This window comes from Microbacterium sp. P2_F9 (assembly GCF_056403635.1).
This window is the reverse complement of sequence record NZ_JBFUFC010000006.1, coordinates 25,447-44,144: the sequence shown is the minus strand read 5'-3', so window position 1 is coordinate 44,144 and position 18,698 is coordinate 25,447. Positions and strand designations below refer to the sequence as shown.

The window sequence follows — 18,698 nt, the reverse complement described above, 5'->3', positions numbered from 1 at the left end:
CCGAAACTCGGTCCCGCGGCGACTGCTCAGGCGCGACCGCGCAGCACGGCCTGCTTGACCTCGGCGATGGCCTTGGTCACCTCGATGCCTCGGGGGCAGGCCTCGGTGCAGTTGAAGGTCGTGCGGCAGCGCCAGACGCCCTCTTTGTCGTTGAGGATGTCGAGGCGCACGCCGCCGGCGTCATCGCGCGAGTCGAAGATGAAGCGGTGCGCGTTGACGATCGCCGCTGGACCGAAGTACTGCCCGTCGGTCCAGAACACCGGGCACGACGAGGTGCACGCCGCGCACAGGATGCACTTGGTGGTGTCGTCGAAGATCGCGCGGTCCGCGATCGTCTGGATGCGCTCCTTGCCGGGCGTCGGCGTCGCGTTCGAGATCAGGAACGGCTGCACTTCGCGGTACGACGCGAAGAACGGCTCCATGTCGACGATGAGGTCCTTCTCGAGCGGCAGGCCCTTGATCGCCTCGACGTAGATCGGCTGCGAGATGTCGAGATCCTTGATCAGCGTCTTGCAGGCGAGGCGGTTGCGGCCGTTGATGCGCATCGCGTCGGAGCCGCAGATCCCGTGTGCGCAGGAGCGGCGGAACGACAGCGAGCCGTCGACCTCCCACTTGATCTTGTGCAGCGCATCGAGCACCCGGTCCGTCGAGTACAGCTCGACGTCGTAGTCCACCCAGCGCGGCTCTTCGTCCACCTCGGGATCGAACAGGCGGATGATGAACGTCACCAGGAAGGATTGGATGCCGGTGTCCACGGCGGTCTCCGGGGCCTCCCGGTTGACGGGGGTCGCGGCATCCGTCGTGACGACAGTCGACATCAGTACTTCCTCTCCATCGGCTGGTACCGGGTGATGACGACCGGTTTCCAGTCGAGCCGGATGTGGTCATCGGCGGTCGACGAGTGCGCGTCGCCGCTGAGGTAGGCCATCGTGTGCTTCATGTAGTTCTCGTCGTCGCGCTTCGGGTAGTCGTCGCGCATGTGGCCGCCGCGGCTCTCCTTGCGGTTGCGCGCGGTGTAAACGACCACCTCGGCGAGGTCGAGCAGGAACCCGAGCTCGACGGCCTCGAGCAGGTCGGTGTTGTACCGCTTGCCCTTGTCGTCGACGTGCACGTTGAGGTAGCGCGAGCGCAGGTCTTCGATCACGGCGAGCACCTCGGTGAGGGACTCCTCGGTGCGGAACACCTGCGCCTTGCGGTCCATCTCGTCCTGCAGCGTCTTGCGCAGCACGGCGATCCGCTCGGTGCCGTTGTTGTTGCGCAGCCCCTCGATCAGCTCGCGCACCTCGCGGGCGGGATCCTCGGGCAGTGCGACGAAGTCCGCGGTCTTGACGTACTCGACCGCGTTGCGGCCGGCGCGCTTGCCGAAGACGTTGATGTCGAGGAGCGAGTTGGTGCCGAGGCGGTTCGAGCCGTGCACCGAGACGCAGGCGCATTCGCCGGCGGCGTAGAGGCCCGGCACGATCGTCTTGTTGCTCGAGAGCACCTGGGCGTCGTTGTTGGTCGGGATGCCGCCCATCGCGTAGTGCGCCGTCGGCATGACCGGCACCGGCTCGACGACCGGGTCGACACCGAGGTAGGTGCGCGCGAACTCGGTGATGTCGGGGAGCTTGGTCTCGAGGACCTCGGCTCCGAGGTGCGTGCAGTCCAGCAGCACGTAGTCGCGGTGGGGGCCGGCGCCGCGGCCCTCCGCGACCTCCTGCACCATGCACCGGCTCACGATGTCGCGGGGGGCGAGGTCCTTGATGGTGGGTGCGTAGCGCTCCATGAAGCGCTCGCCGCTCACGTTGCGCAGGATCGCGCCTTCACCGCGCGCGCCTTCGGTGAGCAGGATGCCGAGTCCGGCGAGACCCGTCGGGTGGAACTGGAAGAACTCCATGTCCTCGAGCGGCAGACCCTTGCGCCAGATGACGCCGACGCCGTCGCCGGTGAGGGTGTGTGCGTTGGAGGTGGTCTTGAAGATCTTGCCGAAGCCGCCGGTCGCGAAGATGATCGCCTTCGACTGGAAGACGTGCAGATCGCCGGTCGCCAGTTCGTACGCCACGACGCCCGCCACCTGGGTCGAGCCGTCTTCGGCCTTCACCGTGATGAGGTCGAGCACGTAGAACTCGTTGAAGAAGTTGATGCCGAGCTTGACGCAGTTCTGGAACAGCGTCTGCAGGATCATGTGCCCGGTGCGGTCAGCGGCGTAGCAGGCGCGACGGACGGGCGTCTTGCCGTGGTCGGCGGTGTGCCCGCCGAAGCGCCGCTGATCGATCTTCCCCTCGGGCGTGCGGTTGAACGGCAGCCCCATGTTCTCGAGGTCGATGACGGCGTCGATCGCCTCCTTGGCGAGGATCTCCGCGGCATCCTGATCGACGAGGTAGTCGCCGCCCTTGACGGTGTCGAAGGTGTGCCACTCCCAGGAGTCCTCTTCGACGTTCGCGAGCGCCGCCGCCATGCCACCCTGCGCCGCGCCGGTGTGCGAGCGGGTCGGGTAGAGCTTGGTGATCACCGCGGTCCGGGCGCCGGGCCCGGCCTCGATGGCTGCCCGCATCCCGGCGCCGCCGGCGCCGACGATGACGACATCGAACTGGTGGTAGTGGACGCCGTCCTTGACGTAGCTCTCGGCGTTCTGGGTGGTGTTCGTGCTCACGTGAAGGATGCTCTTGTCTCTCGTTGCCTACGGTCGTGTGGCCTCAGGCACACATTTCCTGGAGGAAGTCGACGCTGTCGCCGGTCAGGCCCAGGCACGGGTCGAAGGTGAAGACGACCAGGGTGCCGAGCAGGATCAGGAATGCCGCGGCGAGCCACAGCGCCCAGACCAGCACGCGGCGGGTGCCGGCGTGGCCGATGTAGTCGTTGACGATCGTGCGCATGCCGTTCGCGCCGTGGATCAGCGCGAGCCACAGCATCAGGACGTCCCACCACTGCCAGAACGGGGTGGCGAACTTGCCGGCGACGAACGCGAAGTCGATGCCGTGGATGCCCTGACCGAGCATGAGGTTGACGAACAGGTGGCCGAAGATCAGCACGACGAGGATGACCCCCGAGACGCGCATGTAGATCCAGCCCCACTTCTCGAGGTTCGGGCCGGAGCGGCGCTTCGCGGGCAGTGGGCTGCGCGGGTCGGCGATCGGGGTGGCGGTGGCGGTGGTCATCAGTGACCTCCCGTCATCTGCGAGAAGACGTTGATCAGGTGGCGCGGCGTGAAGCCGGCCATCGTCACCACCCAGACGGCGAGGACGCCCCACCAGAGCTGCCGCTGGAAGCGGGCGCCCTTCGACCAGAAGTCGACGAGGATGATCCGCAGGCCGTTGAACGCGTGGTACGCGATCGCGCCGACGAGGGCTACCTCGCCCAGGCCCATGATCGGGTTCTTGTAGGTGCCGATGACGGCGTTGTACGCCTCGGGCGACACCCTGATCAGTGCCGTGTCGAGCACGTGCACGAGGAGGAAGAAGAAGATCGCGACGCCGGTGATGCGGTGAAGCACCCACGACCACATGCCTTCTCGACCTCGGTAGAGGGTTCCTCGCGGGGTCCGCGAAGTGGTCTCGGCTATCGACGGTGTGACGCGGGCTGGTGCAGACACGGGCCGTCCTCCCTGGCTCGAACACGGTGCGGGGGCGGGCTCTGCCCCGAGGGGAATGCGTCCCCGTGCGTCACATGGCGCGAGTTCATCCTATTCCCCGTCGGGAGCCGGGCGTCGACGCGAGCGGCACCGAACTATCTCGACGTCGAGATATTCCAGCGATACCCGCTCGACATCCTGGCGATTCACCCCGGTAATCGTCGCGGACTACTGTGAGCGCATGGCCGAGCCGATTTCAGACTTCTATGCCGTCATCCCCGCTGGAGGCATCGGCAGCAGGCTGTGGCCGCTGTCGCGTGCCGACGCGCCCAAGTTCCTCCACGACCTCACGGGGTCCGGACAGACTCTGCTGCGTGACACCTGGGACCGGCTCGCACCGCTGGCCGGCCCGGACCGGGTCGCGGTGGTGACCGGCCGCGCGCACCGCGCGGCCGTCGAGCGGGAGCTGCCGGGCATCCCGGACAAGAACGTGTTCCTCGAGTCCGAGCCCCGTGACTCGGCTGCGGCGATCGGTCTCGCTGCGGCGGTTCTGGTGCGGCGTGAGCCTGATGTGATCATCGGGTCCTTCGCAGCCGACCACGTCATCCGTGGAACCCAGGTCTTCGACTGGGCCGTCAACCAGGCGATCGCCGTCGCGCGCGAAGGCTATATCTGCACGATCGGCATCCCCCCTACCGAGCCGTCCGTCGGCTTCGGCTACATCCAGAAGGGCGGCGAACTGGTCGTCGCCGGAGCCCCCGAGGCCGCGCTGGTGGACCGATTCGTGGAGAAGCCCGACCTCGAGACGGCCAAGGGGTACTTCGCCGATCGCTCCTACCTGTGGAACGCCGGCATGTTCATCACCCGCGCCGACGTCCTTCTCGGCGAGATCGCCGAGAACCAGCCCCACCTCTATGCCGGGCTCATGGATCTGGCCGAGGCCTGGGACGACCGCGACAGGCGCGGGCCGGTCGTGGACCGGGTGTGGCCCTCGATCACGAAGATCGCGATCGACTACGCCGTCGCCGAACCCGCCGCGGAGAAGGGGCGCCTGGCCGTCATCCCCGGCCACTTCGACTGGGACGACGTCGGAGACTTCGCGAGTCTCGCGAAGCTCAATTCGCACGGCCGCAAAGAGAATCTGGCGATCCTCGGCGAGAACGCGCGGATCCTCGCCGACGCGTCCAGCGGCATCGTGGTCAGCCAGACGCAGCGCATCATCAGTGTCATCGGCGTGAAGGACATCGTGATCGTCGACACGGATGACGCGCTCCTGGTCACCACGAGCGAGCACGCGCAGCGGGTCAAGGGCGTGGTCGACGCGCTCAAGCTGACCGGTCGCGGCGACGTGCTCTGAGGCGGATGGAGGCGCTGGTGACCCATCCCGGGCGAGCGTCCTCTGCGCAGATGGCGAGCTATTGCGACTGTTCTGTTGCGTCTTTGTAACCATTGGCCGCATCGTGGCCTATCGGAATGCAACATCCTCGTCACAGTAGGTAACTTCGAACTGCACTCGCGAGGTACGCGGGTCTACTTCCGTGGAGGTTGAGTTGACCATTTCCACCCCTAAGCGCGTGCTGGGCGGCCTTGTGGCCGCAAGCATGTTCATCGCGCTCGCAGGCTGTGCGTCCGCACCCGAAGCGACTGAGCCCACCGAGGAAGCGACGTCCAACGTCGTCGAGGGCTTCAAGCCATGCATGGTCTCCGACGCCGGCGGCTTCGACGACAAGTCGTTCAACCAGCTGGGCTACGAAGGCCTGGAGAGCGCCGCCAAAGAACTCGGCGTCGAATTCCTCGCCGTCGAGTCGAGCTCCGAGACCGACTTCGCTCCGAACATCACGAGCCTGATCGACCAGAACTGCACGCTCATCGTGACTGTCGGCTTCGCGCTCGCGTCCGCCGCTCTCGAGGCGGCGACCGCCAACCCCGACATCGACTTCGTCTCGATCGATGACCCGATCGACAACGACTTCGATGGCACGCCGGACGCGCCGAACATCAAGCCGATCCTCTTCGACACCGCCCAGGCGGCCTTCCTCGCCGGCTATGCATCGGCGTCGTACTCGACGGCCAAGAAGGTCGGCACCTTCGGCGGGATGAACTTCCCGACCGTCTCGATCTTCATGGACGGCTTCGCCCAGGGCGTCGACTACTGGAACTCCGAGAAGGGCGACACCGTCGCCGTCCTCGGCTGGGATCGTGCGGCGAAGGACGGCGTGTTCACGGGCGGCTTCGACGCCAACCAGGACGCCATCAACGCGGCGCAGGGCCTCGTCGACCAGGGCGTGGACGTGCTGCTGCCCGTCGGCGGTCCGATCTACCAGAGCGCCGCTTCGGTCATCCGCAGCTCCGGCCGTGAGATCGCCCTCATCGGCGTCGACGCGGACGTGTACGAGACCGACCCGAGCGTCGCCGAACTGCTCCTCACGTCGATCCGCAAGCTGATCGACGTCGGCGTCAGCGACGCCGTCCTGAAGGCAGGCGTCGGTGAGTTCGACCCCACCCCGTTCCTCGGCACGCTCGAGAACGAGGCCGTGGGCCTCGCCCCGTTCCACGACTTCGAGAGCAAGGTCTCGGCTGACCTCCAGGGCGAGCTCGACACCATCACGGCAGGCATCATCGACGGGTCGATCCCCGTCGAGTCGTACCTCGCGGGCTGAGTCCGCTCACCAGTGGGGAGGTCGGCTTGCCGGCCTCCCCACTTCCGTCTCCGCGTACGCCGCACGAGCGGGCGCGGGTTCTCGTGCGACACACACCCGGCTCACTAGGATCGGCAACATGAAGCTCGAACTGCGCGGAATCACCAAAAGGTTCGGCAGCCTCACCGCCAATGAGAACATCGATCTCGTCGTCGAACCGGGGGAGATCCACTGCCTGCTCGGTGAGAATGGGGCGGGCAAGTCCACCCTGATGAACGTGGTCTACGGGCTCTACACCGCGGACGAGGGCGTGATCCTCCTCGACGACCACGTCCAGAACTTCCGCGGCCCCGGCGACGCGATGCGCGCGGGCATCGGCATGGTCCATCAGCACTTCATGCTGATCCCCGTGTTCACCGTCGCGGAGAACGTCATGCTCGGCCACGAATCGACGAAGGCCGGGGGACTGCTCGATCTGAAGGTCGCCCGCGAACGCGTCCGTGAGATCTCCGCACGGTTCGGCTTCCACGTCGACCCCGATGCGCTGGTCGAAGATCTGCCGGTCGGCGTGCAGCAGCGGGTCGAGATCATCAAGGCGCTGTCGCGCGACGCGAAGGTGCTCGTCTTCGATGAGCCCACCGCGGTGCTCACGCCGCAGGAGACCGACGAGCTCATGGAGATCATGCGGCAGCTCAAGGCCGATGGCGCCTCCATCGTCTTCATCACCCACAAGCTCCGCGAAGTGCGGGAGGTCGCCGACAAGATCACCGTCATCCGGCTCGGCAAGGTCGTGGGCGAAGCTTCCCCGCAGGCCTCGAACGCCGAGCTCGCCTCGATGATGGTCGGTCGCGCGGTCGAACTGACCGTCCACAAGGACCCGCCACGCCGCAATGACCGCGCCCTCGTCGTCGAGAACCTCAGCGTCATCGACCCGATCGGCCAGCTCGTTGTGAACGACGTGAGCTTCGAGGTGCGGGGAGGGGAGATCCTCGCCGTCGCAGGAGTGCAGGGCAACGGCCAGACCGAGCTCACCGAAGCTCTGCTCGGCCTCCAGCCMCAGGTGCGCGGATCCGCCCTGCTCAATGACCAGGAGCTCGTCGGGCGGAGCGTTCGTCACATCCTCGAACAGGGCGTCGGCTTCGTGCCCGAGGACCGCACCGAGGATGGCCTCGTGGGCGCGTTCACGATCGCCGAGAACCTCATGCTCGATCGCTCGAGCGGCGAACCCTTCGTGAAGGCGTGGAACGTGCAGCGACGCACCCTTGAGGCGTTTGCGAAGGAGAAGTTCGCCGAGTACGACGTGCGCGGCCCTGGTATCCAGGCCCCCGTCGGCACACTCTCCGGCGGCAACCAGCAGAAGGTCGTGCTCGCACGAGAACTCAGCCGGAACCTCTCCCTCCTCGTCGCCGCTCAGCCGACGCGCGGCGTGGATGTCGGCTCTATCGAGTTCATCCACAAGCGGATCGTCGAGACCCGGGACGCCGGTGTTCCCGTGATCGTCGTCTCCACGGAGCTCGACGAGGTCGCGGCGCTCGCCGATCGGATCATGGTGATGTATCGCGGCCGCATCGTGGGCATCGTGCCAGGCGATACGCCGCGCGATGTGCTCGGACTGATGATGGCAGGCGAGTCACCCGCCGGAGAGGGAGTCGCGGCATGAGCGCCACCCAGGAGGCCGCCGCACCGGCACCGCCGTCGAAATGGCACGCCACCTTCGTCAAGATCACCCAGGGGAACGCCCTCATCTCCGTGCTGGCGGTGGTGCTCGCGCTCGCGATCGGCGGCATCCTCATCGCCGTCACCGATGAGGAGGTGCAGGCGGCTGCGAAGTACTTCTTCGCGCGGCCGATGGACACCATCGCCGCGGCCTGGGACGCCGTCTTCGGCGCGTACAGCGCGCTCTTCCAGGGTGCGATCTACAACTTCGGCGCCCCGACCTTCGCCCGGGCGATCAAGCCGCTCACCGAGACCCTCACGTTCGCGACGCCGCTGATCGCCGCCGGTCTCGGCGTCGCGCTGGCTTTCCGCATCGGCATGTTCAACATCGGCGGCCGGGGGCAGATGCTCATCGCCTGCGCCGCCGCGGGCTACGTCGGGTTCGCGTTCGATCTCCCCTTCCCGCTGCACATGATCCTCGCGGTGCTGGCCGGCCTCCTCGGCGGCGCGCTCTGGGGCGGCATCGCCGGGTTCCTCAAGGCGCGCACCGGGGCGCACGAGGTCATCGTGACGATCATGCTCAACTACGTCGCCTTCTACCTGATCTCGTGGATGCTGCGCACCCCCGGTCTGCTGCAGGCCCCGGGGTCGAACAACCCCAAGACCCCCCCGATGAAGGAGACGGCAGTCTTCCCCGAGCTGCTCGGGCCGCAGTTCAACCTGCACTTCGGATTCATCCTCGTCATCGCCGCCACGTTCCTGGTCGCCTGGATCCTGAATCGCTCGAGCCTCGGCTTCAAGTTCCGCGCCGTCGGCGAGAATCCGAACGCAGCCCGGGTGGCCGGCATCAACGTCAAGAACATGTACATCTACGGGATGCTGATCTCCGGCGCTCTGCTCGGCTTGGCCGGCGTCAACCAGATCCTCGGGACGGTGACCACAGGGTTCAGCGCCGACATCGATGCGGGCATCGGCTTCGACGGGATCACCGTGGCGCTGCTCGGGCGCTCGACCGCCTGGGGAACCTTCGCGGCCGGCATCCTCTTCGGCGGCTTCAAAGCCGGCGGCTTCGCGATGCAGGCGGCGGAGCAGATCCCGATCGAGATCATCGCGGTCGTGCAGTCGCTCATCGTCCTGTTCATCGCTGCGCCGCCGCTGATCCGCACGATCTTCTTCCTGCCATCGCCGGAGCGCGATCGCCGCCGGGCCGAGAAGGCACGCGAGAAGTCACTCAAGGCCGAAGTCGCAGCACAAGCAGACCTCGAGGGGGTGGCCAAGTGACCTCCGTGGCGGTCTCCACCGCAGACGACCTGCCCGAGACGACGATCGTCCGCAGCTGGAAGGCGCCGGTCGCCATGGCGATCTTCGCCGTGCTCTACGTGATCCTGCTCCTCGCGGCGCCGCGCACCGGCAGCACGACCTTCCGGCTCTCGACCGACTCCGATGCGATCCAGCTTCCCGATCTGGTCGTGCCCGTCATGCCGACGGCGTGGGTGTGCTGCGGCATCCTGATCCTCCTGGCGCTCGCGTCGGCGTACTTCGTGCGTGCGGGCGGGAAGTCGCCGCTGTGGATCGTCATCGTCTATCTCGTGGTGTTCGTGGTCGGCTTCCTGACGTGGGCAGCCGCAGGGGCAACGATTCCGGTGCCGAGCCTGCTCGCCGGATCGCTCGCGCTGGCGGTGCCGCTCATCTACGGCGCACTGTGCGGCGTGATCGGTGAGCGCGCCGGCGTGGTGAACATTGCGATCGAAGGCCAGCTGCTCGCGGGCGCATTCACCGCTGCGGTCGTCGCCACGATCACCGGCCAGCCGTTCCTCGGGCTGCTCGCGGCGATGGTCGCCGGCATGCTCGTCGCTGCCGTGCTGTCGGCGTTCGCGCTCAAGTACCTCGTCGACCAGGTGATCGTCGGAGTGGTCCTCAACGTCCTCGTCACGGGGCTCACGAGCTTCCTGTACTCGCAGGTTCTCGCCCCCAATGCCGCGACGCTGAACACACCCCCGCGCTTCGAGCGGGTCCCCATCCCGATCCTGAGTGAGATTCCTATCGTCGGGCCGGTCCTGTTCCGGCAGACGATCATCGTCTACATCATGTACATCGCCGTCGCGGCGGTGTACATCGGCATGTTCCACACCCGGTGGGGCCTGCGGCTTCGCTCCGTCGGCGAGCACCCGCAGGCGGCGGACACGGTCGGCATCAACGTGAACGCCACCCGGTTCTGGAACGTCCTGCTCGCGGGCGCGATCGCCGGCCTCGGCGGCACCGTGTTCACGATCGGCAACGGCATCGCGTTCAACAAGGAGATGACGGCCGGAGCGGGCTTCATCGCCCTCGCCGCGGTGATCTTCGGGCAGTGGGATCCGATCAAGGCGACGCTCGCTGCGCTGCTGTTCGGCTTCGCCTCGAACCTGCAGAACACCCTGAGCGTCATCGGCTCGCCGGTGCCCAGCGAGTTCATGCTGATGCTCCCGTACCTCGTGACGATCTTCGTCGTGGCGGGGGTGGTCGGAAAGTCGCGGGCTCCGGCCGCAGATGGCAAGCCGTATATCAAGGGATGACTTCGTGACCGACATCGACTGGGACGAACTGAGAGCGGTCGCCACCGAAGCGATGCAGCGGGCGTACGCGCCGTACTCGCGCTACCGGGTGGGTGCGGCGGCGCTGGTGTCGGACGGACGGATCGTCCGTGGCTGCAATGTGGAGAACGCCTCGTACGGCGTCACCCTCTGCGCCGAGTGCGGGCTCGTCTCCGACCTGCACATATCCGGCGGGGGGCGCTTGGTCGCCTTCGTCTGCGTGAACAACGACGGCGAGACGATCATGCCGTGCGGACGCTGCAGGCAGCTCCTGTACGAGCACGCGCTGCCTGGAATGCTCCTGGAGACCGTGTCCGGCATCCGCACCATCGATGAGGTGCTGCCGGACGCCTTCGGACCGCGCGATCTCGAAGAGGGCTCCCGATGACCCTTCGACAGGCTCAGGGACCGGATGCTGTGGAGGCCTTCGACGCCGTCGATGTGATCCGGGCCAAGCGCGACGGGGGAGCGGTTCCCGAGGCGGAGCTGCGCTGGATGGTGGATGCCTACACCCGGGGCTACGTCGCCGATGCGCAGATGGCCGCCTTCGCCATGGCGGTGCTCCTGAACGGCATGGGGCGCGATGAGATCCGCGTGATGACCGACGCCATGATCGCCTCGGGCGAGCGGATGAGCTTCGCCGGCCTCGGCAAGCCGACCGTCGACAAGCACTCCACCGGCGGGGTCGGCGACAAGATCACCCTCCCGCTGGCGCCGCTCGTGGCGGCCTTCGGGGTCGCCGTGCCGCAGCTCTCCGGCCGCGGTCTCGGGCACACCGGCGGAACGCTCGACAAGCTGGAGTCCATCCCGGGCTGGCGCGCAGCCATCTCCAACGACGAGATGTTCGCGCAGCTGCGCGATGTCGGCGCGGTCGTGTGTGCGGCCGGCTCGGGCCTCGCCCCTGCCGACAAGAAGCTCTACGCCCTGCGCGACGTCACCGGAACCGTCGAGGCGATTCCCCTCATCGCATCCAGCATCATGTCGAAGAAGATCGCCGAGGGCACCGACTCGCTCGTGCTGGACGTCAAGTTCGGCTCCGGCGCGTTCATGCGCGACGTGGATCGAGCCCGCGAGCTCGCCCGCACGATGGTCGCGCTCGGCACCGATTCGGGCGTCGCGACGACGGCTCTGCTCACCGACATGAACACCCCGCTGGGGCTCGCGATCGGCAATGCCAACGAGGTGCGCGAGTCCGTCGAGGTGCTGGCGGGTGGCGGGCCGGCCGACATCGTCGAACTCACGGTGGCCCTCGCGCGCGAGATGCTCACGCTTGCCGGGCAGCCCGACGCGGACGTCGAGGCGGCGCTGCGCGACGGCCGTGCGATGGACGTCTGGCGGGCGATGATCMGCGCGCAGGACGGGGATCCGGATGCCGCGCTCCTGACGCCGCGCGAGACCCACACCGTCACGGCCGACGTCGCGGGTGTCGTGACCAGGATGGACGCGCTGCCGTTCGGCGTCGCCGCCTGGCGGCTCGGCGCCGGCCGGGCACGGGCGCAGGATCCGGTGATCCACGAAGCGGGCATCGATCTGCACGTGAAGCCGGGGGACGCCGTCACCGCGGGTCAGCCGCTGTTCACTTTGCTCGGGCATGATGGAACCAGGTTCGAACGCGCCCTGGACGCCCTGACGGATGCCTGGGCGATCGGTGCCGAAGCTCCGGCATCCGCCCCGCTTGTGCTCGAGCGCATCTCCGCCTGATCACCACCCCCGCCACTGAGGAGTCCGACATGCCCATCGACCAGCACGGCGATGCCGTTATCGAGGGAGTCTCGATCCGGAGCCTGCCGAAGGTGTCACTGCACGACCACCTCGACGGGGGTGTGCGCCCGGCGACCATCATCGAGCTCGGCGGCGAGATCGGCCTCGATGTGCCCGACACCGACCCTGAGGGCCTCGCGGGCTGGTTCGCGGAGAAGAGCGACTCCGGGTCGCTCGTGGAATACCTCAAGACCTTCGATCTGACGACCGCGGTCATGCAGACCGCCGATGGTCTCCGCCGGGTCGCGCGGGAGTTCGTTGAGGACCTCGCGACCGATGGCGTGGTCTATGGCGAGGTGCGCTGGGCCCCCGAGCAGCACCTGACTCGCGGCCTGTCCCTCGAGGAAGCCGTCGAGGCGGTGCAGGCCGGCATCGACGAGGGCGAGGATGCCGCGGACCGCGCGGGTCGCGACATCCGTGTCGGCCAGCTCATCACAGCGATGCGACACACCGACCGATCCCTCGAGATCGCCCGCCTCGCGGTCGAGTACCGCAATCGCGGCGCCGTCGGGTTCGACATCGCGGGTCCGGAAGACGGGTTCCCGCCGTCGAACCATCGTGCCGCGTTCGACTATCTCGCCTCGGAGTTCTTCCCGGTCACGGTGCACGCCGGCGAGGCAGCCGGGCTGGAGTCGATCCGCTCCGCGCTGCTGGACGGCCACGCGCTGCGTCTCGGCCACGGGGTGCGCATCGCCGAAGACCTCGAGGTCGTCCAGCGTTCCGGCGAAGAGGTGCTCGTGAAGTTCGGCGATCTGGCCCGCTGGGTGCGCGACCGCGAGATCCCGCTCGAGCTCTCACCGTCGTCGAACCTGCAGACCGGAGCGATCGACCGCTGGGGGACCACGCTCGAAGACCACCCGTTCGATCTGCTCTACCAGCTCGGCTTCTGCGTGACGGTGAATGTCGACAACCGCACCATGAGCCGCACCTCGCTCACCCGCGAGCTCGCCCTGCTGGCCGAGACCTTCGAGTACGACCTCGATGATCTCGAGACCTTCCAGCTCAACGCCGCCGCCGGCTCGTTCCTCCCGGTCGAGGAGCGCGAGGAGCTCATCGACCTCATCAGCGAGGGCTTCGAGCGGTAGGAGCGGATGCCGCGGCTCAGCCCTGCGCAGCCACCGGGCTCGCGACGGCTGGGCTCCGCAGCGCCTTGGCCTCCGCGCGAACGGCGCCGCGGTAGGCGTCCTTGTTGACGTAGTACGCCATGCGTTCGAGTCCGAGGTACTTGTAGCCCCCGGTGAGGTCGGGCCAGGGCTCACCGGTCACCCGAGCACGGAAGGCGGCGGCGCCCTGCGGGTCACGCTCGAGCCGCGCGAGATAGGCCGCGAGCAGATCGGCCTGCTCGTACCGGCCCTGCCAGCCGATTCCGGACGCTTCGAGCATGCCCATCACATAGAGCCCGTTGAACGACGGGGGAAAGATGTTGAGGAAGAGCTCGGGTGCCATCCCCGACCAGTTGAGCTCGCCGCGCTCGACGAACGGGTAGTCCAGCGTGTAGCCGGTGGCCAGCAGCACCAGGTCGTACTCGCTCGCAGACCCGTCGCGGAAGTGCACGGTCGTGCCGTCGAACCGGTCGACGTCTGGCCGCACCTGGAGGTCGCCCTGGCCGAGATGGTTCAGGATCAGCGTGTTCACGATCGGGTGGGACTCGTAGATCTTGTAGTCGGGCTTCGGGAACCCGAACCGCACGGGGTCGCCGGTGAATGCCCGCAGCACCCGGGTGTCGATGAACTGCTTGATCCGTGCGGGCAGGGGCTTGCCCTGGTTGAGGGTGTCAGAGGGGCGTCCGAACAGATACCTGGGAACGAAGTAGTACCCGCGTCGCACGCTCATGTCGACGGATGCCGCGTGGTGCACGGCATCCACGGCGATGTCGCAGCCCGAGTTGCCCGCCCCGATGATGAGCACCCGCTTGCCGGTGAGCTGCGACGGGCGCTTGTACGCGCTCGTGTGCAGCAGTTCGCCGGTGAAGTCGCCCTGGAACGTGGGGATGTTCGGCTCGGCGAGTGTGCCGTTGGCGAGGATCACGCCGTCGTAGCGCGCCTCGATCGGACCATCGGGCGCGTCGGCGCGCAGCATCCATCCGCCGTCGTCGGTCTTCTCCACGCCCGTGACCCGGGTCTCGAAGCGGTAGGCGTCGGTCAGCCCGAAGCGCTCGGCGAAGTCATGGAAGTACTGCAGGAGGGTGCGGTGGCCCGGGTAGTCGACCGTGGAGACCATCGGGAACTCGGTGAACTCGGTCGTCGTGCGCGACGAGATGAGGTGCGCCGATTCGTACATGGTGGAGCGGGGATTGTCGATGTCCCAGAGCCCGCCGACACCCTGCGCGGCTTCGAAGCCGTCGAAGGCGATACCGGCCTGCTGCAGCGCCCGCGCCGCGGCGAGGCCGGAGGGACCCGCACCGATGATCGCGTAGCGGTGCCGACTCACGGGAGGGATGCCGCGAGGGAGCCGACCAACTCGGTCAGCTGCGCCGTCATGTCCGCGTCGGAGATCGTCGGGGTGCCGTCGCCGGCCTGCGGACCGTAGTCGCCGAAGGAGGAGTGGCTGGCGCCCTCGATCTGGTCGAGCTCGGCGTCTTGGGGGAGGAGGTCACTGGCATCGGCGATCTTGTCCGGGGTGGAGAGGCCGTCCTCGCTGCCGCCGATGCTCAGCACCGGCAGCCCTGAGGCGGTCAGATCAGTCGAGCAGTACGAGCCGAACAGCACCAGGGCGTCGGCATCCGAGGCGAGCATGCACGAGCGGACGCCGCCGAGGGAGTGGCCGCCGATCATCCACGTGTCGATGTCGGGGGCGAGGCTGGTGAAGGCGTCGAGGGGCCGCAGGTCGAAGAACGCGAGGTTCAGCCAGGGTTTGGTGATGACGACGGTGATGCCGTCCTCGGCCACGAGGTCGGACAGCTTCGCGGCGTAGGCCCATGAGTCGACCTTGCCGCCCGGGACGAACACCAGTCCGACGTCGCCGGCACCTTCGGCGGGAGCGAGCACGATGCCGGCCGAGTCATCGGTGATGACGATGCGGTCGTCGGCCTTGACCGCGGCCAGCGGCTCGGGCTCCGCCTGAGACACACCGACCTGGCTCCAGATCACGATGCCGACGATGGCGATCAGGATGAGCCCGCCGATGACCCCGAAGATCCAGGCCAGGATGCGGCGGAGACGGCGGCGAGGGCGCTTGGTTTCGGCAGGCGTGTTCATCGTCGATCAGTCTAGGTCGACCCACCCTGAGCAACCGCCGCAGGGCGTTACAGCGCGGCCTGGCGAGCCGCGACGACCTCCTGGATCTGCGCGAAGAGCGGATGCCCCGGCTCGAGGCCGGTGACCGAGGCGGTGAAGGCGGCGGCATCCTGTTGCCGCAGCAGTGATTGCAGCTGCACCGACTGCTCGTCCTCGGCGTCGTCGAAGGCGAGCGCCGCGCCCATCGCGGCGACGAGGCCGGTCGTCCCGAGACCCCGCTCGGCCGCTTCAGCAGCGGGGCCGACGAACCGCTCGTGACGGGAGAGCTTGCGCAGCGGCTGTCGACCGACCCGCCACACCGTGTCGGGGAGGGCGGGATTGCGGAACCGGTTCACGATGGTCGCGCGGTAGGTCGCGAGATCGTCAGGGTCGAGGCCGTGCTTGACCGCGAGCAGGGCGGAGGTCTCCTCCAGCGCCGCGGCGACGCGCGCGGCGATTGCCGGGTCGGCGAGGGCATCCGAGATGCGCTCGACGCCGGCCTGCGCGCCGAAGTACGCGGTCGTGGCGTGACCGGTGTTGACGGTGAAGAGCTTGCGCTCGATGTAGGGGGCGAGGTCGTCCACGAAATGCGCACCGGGGATGGCCGGCGGGTCGTCGCCGAACGGCGGACGCTCGATCGCCCACTCGAAGAACGGCTCCACCGTCACGTCCACGCCGCCGCCTTCGGGCTGACCGGGCACGATCCGATCCACCGCGGTGTTGGCGAAGACCGCACGCGACTCCAGGGCGATCCACGCATCGCCGGCGAGGGCGACGACCTCGTCGCGGAGCAGGTCGGTGGCGTTGATTGCGTTCTCGCAGGCCATGATCTGCAGCGGTGGGGACGCCGGGTCGCGGAGGGCCAGACCCGCCACGATGTGCGGGGCGACGAACTTCAGGATCGTGGGGCCCACGGCGGTCGTGACGATGTTCGCGGTCGCGATCTCGTCGACGACGACCTCTGGGTGGGTGGCGCTGTTGACGGCGCGGAAGCCCGTGACCACCTTGTCGGTGCCGCCGGCGCCCACCTCGTGCACGGTGTACGAGTCGACCGCGTTGATCGCATCGACGAGCGGGGCCGCGACATCCGAGAACACGAGGTCGTAGCCGCCCTCATGCAGGAGGAGGCCGACGAACCCCCGCCCGATGTTGCCCGCGCCGAAGTGGACGGCCTTCATGACTCGTTGACGGCGCTCAGGATGCCGAAGAGCTCCTCGGCGGTCGAAGCGGCCTTGAGCCGGGCCACGTCGTCTTCATCCGAGAAGAGGATGGCGATCTGCGACAGGATCTCGAGATGCTCGTCACCCTTCCCCGCGATCCCGACGACGAACGTCACCGGCTCACCGTCCCAGTCCACTCCGCCGTCGTAGCGGACGAACGAGAGCGCAGAATCCAGGATCGTCGCCTTCATCTCATTCGTCCCGTGCGGGATCGCGAGTTCGGCGCCCATATAGGTCGACACGGTCAGTTCGCGCTGCTGCATCGCGTCGAAGTATTCGTTCGTGACTGCGCCGGCCGCCTCGAGGATGTCGGCGGCCTCCTTCATCGCGTCGAGCTTCGTCGAGCCACCGGGGTGGATTCGAATCTGACCGATCGTCAGAACCTCGCGTGTCATGCTTGCCGCCTTTCGCGTCCACGGGGTGCCGCGGACGTCAGTGGAACAGGGATCCAGTGGAACTTCAGCAGAAGCCACGGGACCGGGGGCGTCGCGCCGTCCCGGCCCCGCAGCCGTTTCAACGCCTACGCACCGTCCTTGTGCTGGTCGACGACGAGTTCTACGACTTCGTCGTACCGAGGCGAGTTCATGAAGTTGTCGACGGACACGTGGACCGAGTTCGGCGACTGCTGCCGAGCCCGCTCGGTGAGCTGGTTCTGCGTGATGACCAGGTCGGCCGTGCCATCGAGGTTCGCGATGGCCTTGTTGACCACGGTGACGCCCTCGACGCCCGCCTTCTTGATCTTGTTGCGCAGCACGCTCGCACCCATCGCGGACGACCCCATGCCGGCGTCGCAGGCGAACACGATGCTCTTGATCTCGCGCTCCGTCGCGGTCGCCGGCCCACCGGCACCGTCGGCCTGGGTCGCGGCTCCGCCGCGCAGGTTCGACAGGGCGTCCGAGCTCTTGCCCTTGGCCGCCTCGGTCTGCGTGATGGCCGCGCCGAAGGCGTCATCCGTGATCGCCATCGACTCGAGGTCGCGCTTCCGCGAGGCGCGGAGGATGAGTCCGGCGATGAGGAAGGTGACCGTCGCCGACAGGATCACCGACAGAATCACCGCGAAGTACGACCCGTTCGCCGTCTGCAGGAGGATCGCGAAGATGCTTCCCGGCGCAGCCGGTGCACGCAGCGCGCCGCCCAGCAGCATGTTCGTCGTGACTCCGGTCGCACCGCCCGCGATGAGGGCGAGGATCAGGATCGGCTTCATCAGCGCGTACGGGAAGTACACCTCGTGGATGCCGCCGAAGAACTGGATGATCGCCGCACCGGGGGCGGAGGCGCGCGCCGCACCGATTCCGAAGAAGGTGAACGCCAAGAGCAGCCCCACGCCGGGGCCGGGGTTGGCCTCGAGGAGGAACAGGATCGAGGAGCCTTCTTCCGCGGCCTGCGCGAGACCGAGCGGTGTCAGCACACCGTGGTTGATGGCGTTGTTGAGGAAGAACACCTTCGCCGGCTCGATCAGGATGCTGGTCAGCGGCAGCAGGTTCATGTCGACCAGCCACTCGACCCCGCGACCGAGCGCCGCCATGATCCAGTTGACGATCAGCGCCACCGGGTAGAACCCGACGATCGCCATCACGAAGCCCCAGATGCCGGCGGAGAACATGTTGACGAGCATCTCGAAGCCCGCCTTGATCTTGCCCTCCCAGAGCGAGTCGAGCCACTTCATCGTGTAGGCGGCGAGGGGGCCGAGGATCATGGCGCCGATGAACATATGCACCTGCGGCAGCTGGGCGGCGCCTTCCGCGAGCCCGTCGTTGAACTGCTTGACGATGTAGTCCGACCCCGCGATCGCGCCCATGGTCGCGATCGACCCCACGACGCCACCGCGGATGTTGTAGACCATGCTGCCGCCCGTGTAGGCGATGATCAGCGGGAGCAGGTAGTGGATGAACGGCCCGACGATCGTCGCCAGGGCCTCGTTCGGGGTCCACCCGACGTCGATGAAGAACGCCGTGAAGATGCCCCACGCGATGAGCGCGGGGATGTTCGGCATGATCATGCCGGAGAGGAACGTGCCGAAGCGCTGAACGTGAACCTGCGCCTGCTTGGCTCCTGTGGTGGGTGTCGACGCCGTTGTCATGACT

The 18,698-nt window shown here is 67.5% G+C and carries 17 protein-coding genes; 8 read left to right on the top strand and 9 right to left on the bottom strand.

Annotated features, from left to right (window positions below; translation table 11 throughout):
- Positions 1-26 precede the first annotated feature (26 nt).
- The 4 genes from AC1DVT_RS01455 to sdhC are packed head-to-tail and all read right to left on the bottom strand — an operon-like array spanning position 27 to position 3,571.
- Positions 27-818, bottom strand: coding sequence for a succinate dehydrogenase iron-sulfur subunit (locus tag AC1DVT_RS01455; protein WP_477385896.1), 792 nt, complete (start codon positions 816-818; stop codon positions 27-29).
- The gene (gene sdhA, locus AC1DVT_RS01450; protein WP_457100962.1) at positions 818-2,632 is read right to left on the bottom strand and encodes a succinate dehydrogenase flavoprotein subunit; all 1,815 of its coding nucleotides are present in this window, start codon (positions 2,630-2,632) and stop codon (positions 818-820) included. The genes AC1DVT_RS01455 and sdhA overlap by 1 nt, the downstream gene beginning before the upstream one ends.
- Before the next feature lie 43 nt (positions 2,633-2,675).
- The gene (locus tag AC1DVT_RS01445) at positions 2,676-3,137 is read right to left on the bottom strand and encodes a succinate dehydrogenase hydrophobic membrane anchor subunit (protein ID WP_477385894.1); all 462 of its coding nucleotides are present in this window, start codon (positions 3,135-3,137) and stop codon (positions 2,676-2,678) included.
- Positions 3,137-3,571 carry a succinate dehydrogenase, cytochrome b556 subunit gene (gene sdhC, locus AC1DVT_RS01440; RefSeq protein WP_457100964.1) on the bottom strand — a complete coding sequence of 145 codons (435 nt, stop codon included), beginning with the start codon at positions 3,569-3,571 and terminating at the stop codon, positions 3,137-3,139. Before sdhC ends, AC1DVT_RS01445 begins: the two co-directional genes overlap by 1 nt.
- A 220-nt stretch (positions 3,572-3,791) precedes the next feature.
- Between sdhC and AC1DVT_RS01435 the strand changes: the two genes are divergently transcribed.
- The 8 genes from AC1DVT_RS01435 (at position 3,792) to AC1DVT_RS01400 (ending at position 13,264) form a co-directional block, all read left to right on the top strand.
- The gene (locus AC1DVT_RS01435; RefSeq protein WP_457100965.1) at positions 3,792-4,907 is read left to right on the top strand and encodes a mannose-1-phosphate guanylyltransferase; all 1,116 of its coding nucleotides are present in this window, start codon (positions 3,792-3,794) and stop codon (positions 4,905-4,907) included.
- Positions 4,908-5,100: 193 nt separating this feature from the next.
- Positions 5,101-6,210 carry a BMP family lipoprotein gene (locus AC1DVT_RS01430; protein WP_477385892.1) on the top strand — a complete coding sequence of 370 codons (1,110 nt, stop codon included), beginning with the start codon at positions 5,101-5,103 and terminating at the stop codon, positions 6,208-6,210.
- Between the two features lie 118 nt (positions 6,211-6,328).
- Entirely contained in the window at positions 6,329-7,849 is a 1,521-nt protein-coding gene (locus AC1DVT_RS01425) for an ABC transporter ATP-binding protein (protein ID WP_477385890.1), read from the top strand.
- Complete coding sequence (locus tag AC1DVT_RS01420; protein WP_477385888.1) at positions 7,846-9,126, top strand: ABC transporter permease; 1,281 nt, start codon at positions 7,846-7,848, stop codon at positions 9,124-9,126. Before AC1DVT_RS01425 ends, AC1DVT_RS01420 begins: the two co-directional genes overlap by 4 nt.
- Positions 9,123-10,400, top strand: coding sequence for an ABC transporter permease (locus AC1DVT_RS01415; protein WP_477385886.1), 1,278 nt, complete (start codon positions 9,123-9,125; stop codon positions 10,398-10,400). Before AC1DVT_RS01420 ends, AC1DVT_RS01415 begins: the two co-directional genes overlap by 4 nt.
- 4 nt (positions 10,401-10,404) lie before the next feature.
- Positions 10,405-10,806 (top strand): cytidine deaminase, encoded by a 402-nt coding sequence (locus tag AC1DVT_RS01410; RefSeq protein ID WP_477385884.1) that lies wholly within the window; start codon positions 10,405-10,407, stop codon positions 10,804-10,806.
- Positions 10,803-12,119 (top strand): thymidine phosphorylase, encoded by a 1,317-nt coding sequence (locus AC1DVT_RS01405; protein WP_477385882.1) that lies wholly within the window; start codon positions 10,803-10,805, stop codon positions 12,117-12,119. The genes AC1DVT_RS01410 and AC1DVT_RS01405 overlap by 4 nt, the downstream gene beginning before the upstream one ends.
- 29 nt (positions 12,120-12,148) lie before the next feature.
- Positions 12,149-13,264: an adenosine deaminase gene (locus AC1DVT_RS01400; RefSeq protein ID WP_477385880.1), complete on the top strand. Its 1,116-nt coding sequence runs from the start codon at positions 12,149-12,151 to the stop codon at positions 13,262-13,264.
- Positions 13,265-13,280: 16 nt separating this feature from the next.
- On the opposite strand, the gene AC1DVT_RS01395 is transcribed toward AC1DVT_RS01400, so the two are convergent.
- The 5 genes from AC1DVT_RS01395 to AC1DVT_RS01375 form a co-directional block, all read right to left on the bottom strand.
- Positions 13,281-14,609, bottom strand: coding sequence for a flavin-containing monooxygenase (locus tag AC1DVT_RS01395; RefSeq protein WP_477385878.1), 1,329 nt, complete (start codon positions 14,607-14,609; stop codon positions 13,281-13,283).
- Complete coding sequence (locus AC1DVT_RS01390; RefSeq protein ID WP_457100974.1) at positions 14,606-15,376, bottom strand: alpha/beta hydrolase; 771 nt, start codon at positions 15,374-15,376, stop codon at positions 14,606-14,608. The genes AC1DVT_RS01395 and AC1DVT_RS01390 overlap by 4 nt, the downstream gene beginning before the upstream one ends.
- 47 nt (positions 15,377-15,423) lie before the next feature.
- Complete coding sequence (locus AC1DVT_RS01385) at positions 15,424-16,572, bottom strand: mannitol-1-phosphate 5-dehydrogenase (RefSeq protein ID WP_477385876.1); 1,149 nt, start codon at positions 16,570-16,572, stop codon at positions 15,424-15,426.
- Positions 16,569-17,009, bottom strand: a complete 441-nt coding sequence (locus AC1DVT_RS01380) for a PTS mannitol transporter subunit IIA (RefSeq protein WP_457100976.1) — start codon at positions 17,007-17,009, stop codon at positions 16,569-16,571. Before AC1DVT_RS01380 ends, AC1DVT_RS01385 begins: the two co-directional genes overlap by 4 nt.
- Before the next feature lie 125 nt (positions 17,010-17,134).
- Positions 17,135-18,694, bottom strand: a complete 1,560-nt coding sequence (locus AC1DVT_RS01375) for a PTS mannitol transporter subunit IIBC (protein ID WP_477385874.1) — start codon at positions 18,692-18,694, stop codon at positions 17,135-17,137.
- Between the last annotated feature and the right edge of the window lie 4 nt (positions 18,695-18,698).

Coding starts and splice junctions, on each gene's coding strand:
- AC1DVT_RS01455 (WP_477385896.1), bottom strand. CDS start 818: ATGTCGACTGTCGTCACGACGGATGCCGCGACCCCCGTCAACCGGGAG.
- AC1DVT_RS01400 (WP_477385880.1), top strand. CDS start 12,149: ATGCCCATCGACCAGCACGGCGATGCCGTTATCGAGGGAGTCTCGATC.
- AC1DVT_RS01385 (WP_477385876.1), bottom strand. CDS start 16,572: ATGAAGGCCGTCCACTTCGGCGCGGGCAACATCGGGCGGGGGTTCGTC.
- AC1DVT_RS01375 (WP_477385874.1), bottom strand. CDS start 18,694: ATGACAACGGCGTCGACACCCACCACAGGAGCCAAGCAGGCGCAGGTT.
- AC1DVT_RS01390 (WP_457100974.1), bottom strand. CDS start 15,376: ATGAACACGCCTGCCGAAACCAAGCGCCCTCGCCGCCGTCTCCGCCGC.
- AC1DVT_RS01380 (WP_457100976.1), bottom strand. CDS start 17,009: ATGACACGCGAGGTTCTGACGATCGGTCAGATTCGAATCCACCCCGGT.
- AC1DVT_RS01435 (WP_457100965.1), top strand. CDS start 3,792: ATGGCCGAGCCGATTTCAGACTTCTATGCCGTCATCCCCGCTGGAGGC.
- AC1DVT_RS01445 (WP_477385894.1), bottom strand. CDS start 3,137: ATGACCACCGCCACCGCCACCCCGATCGCCGACCCGCGCAGCCCACTG.
- AC1DVT_RS01420 (WP_477385888.1), top strand. CDS start 7,846: ATGAGCGCCACCCAGGAGGCCGCCGCACCGGCACCGCCGTCGAAATGG.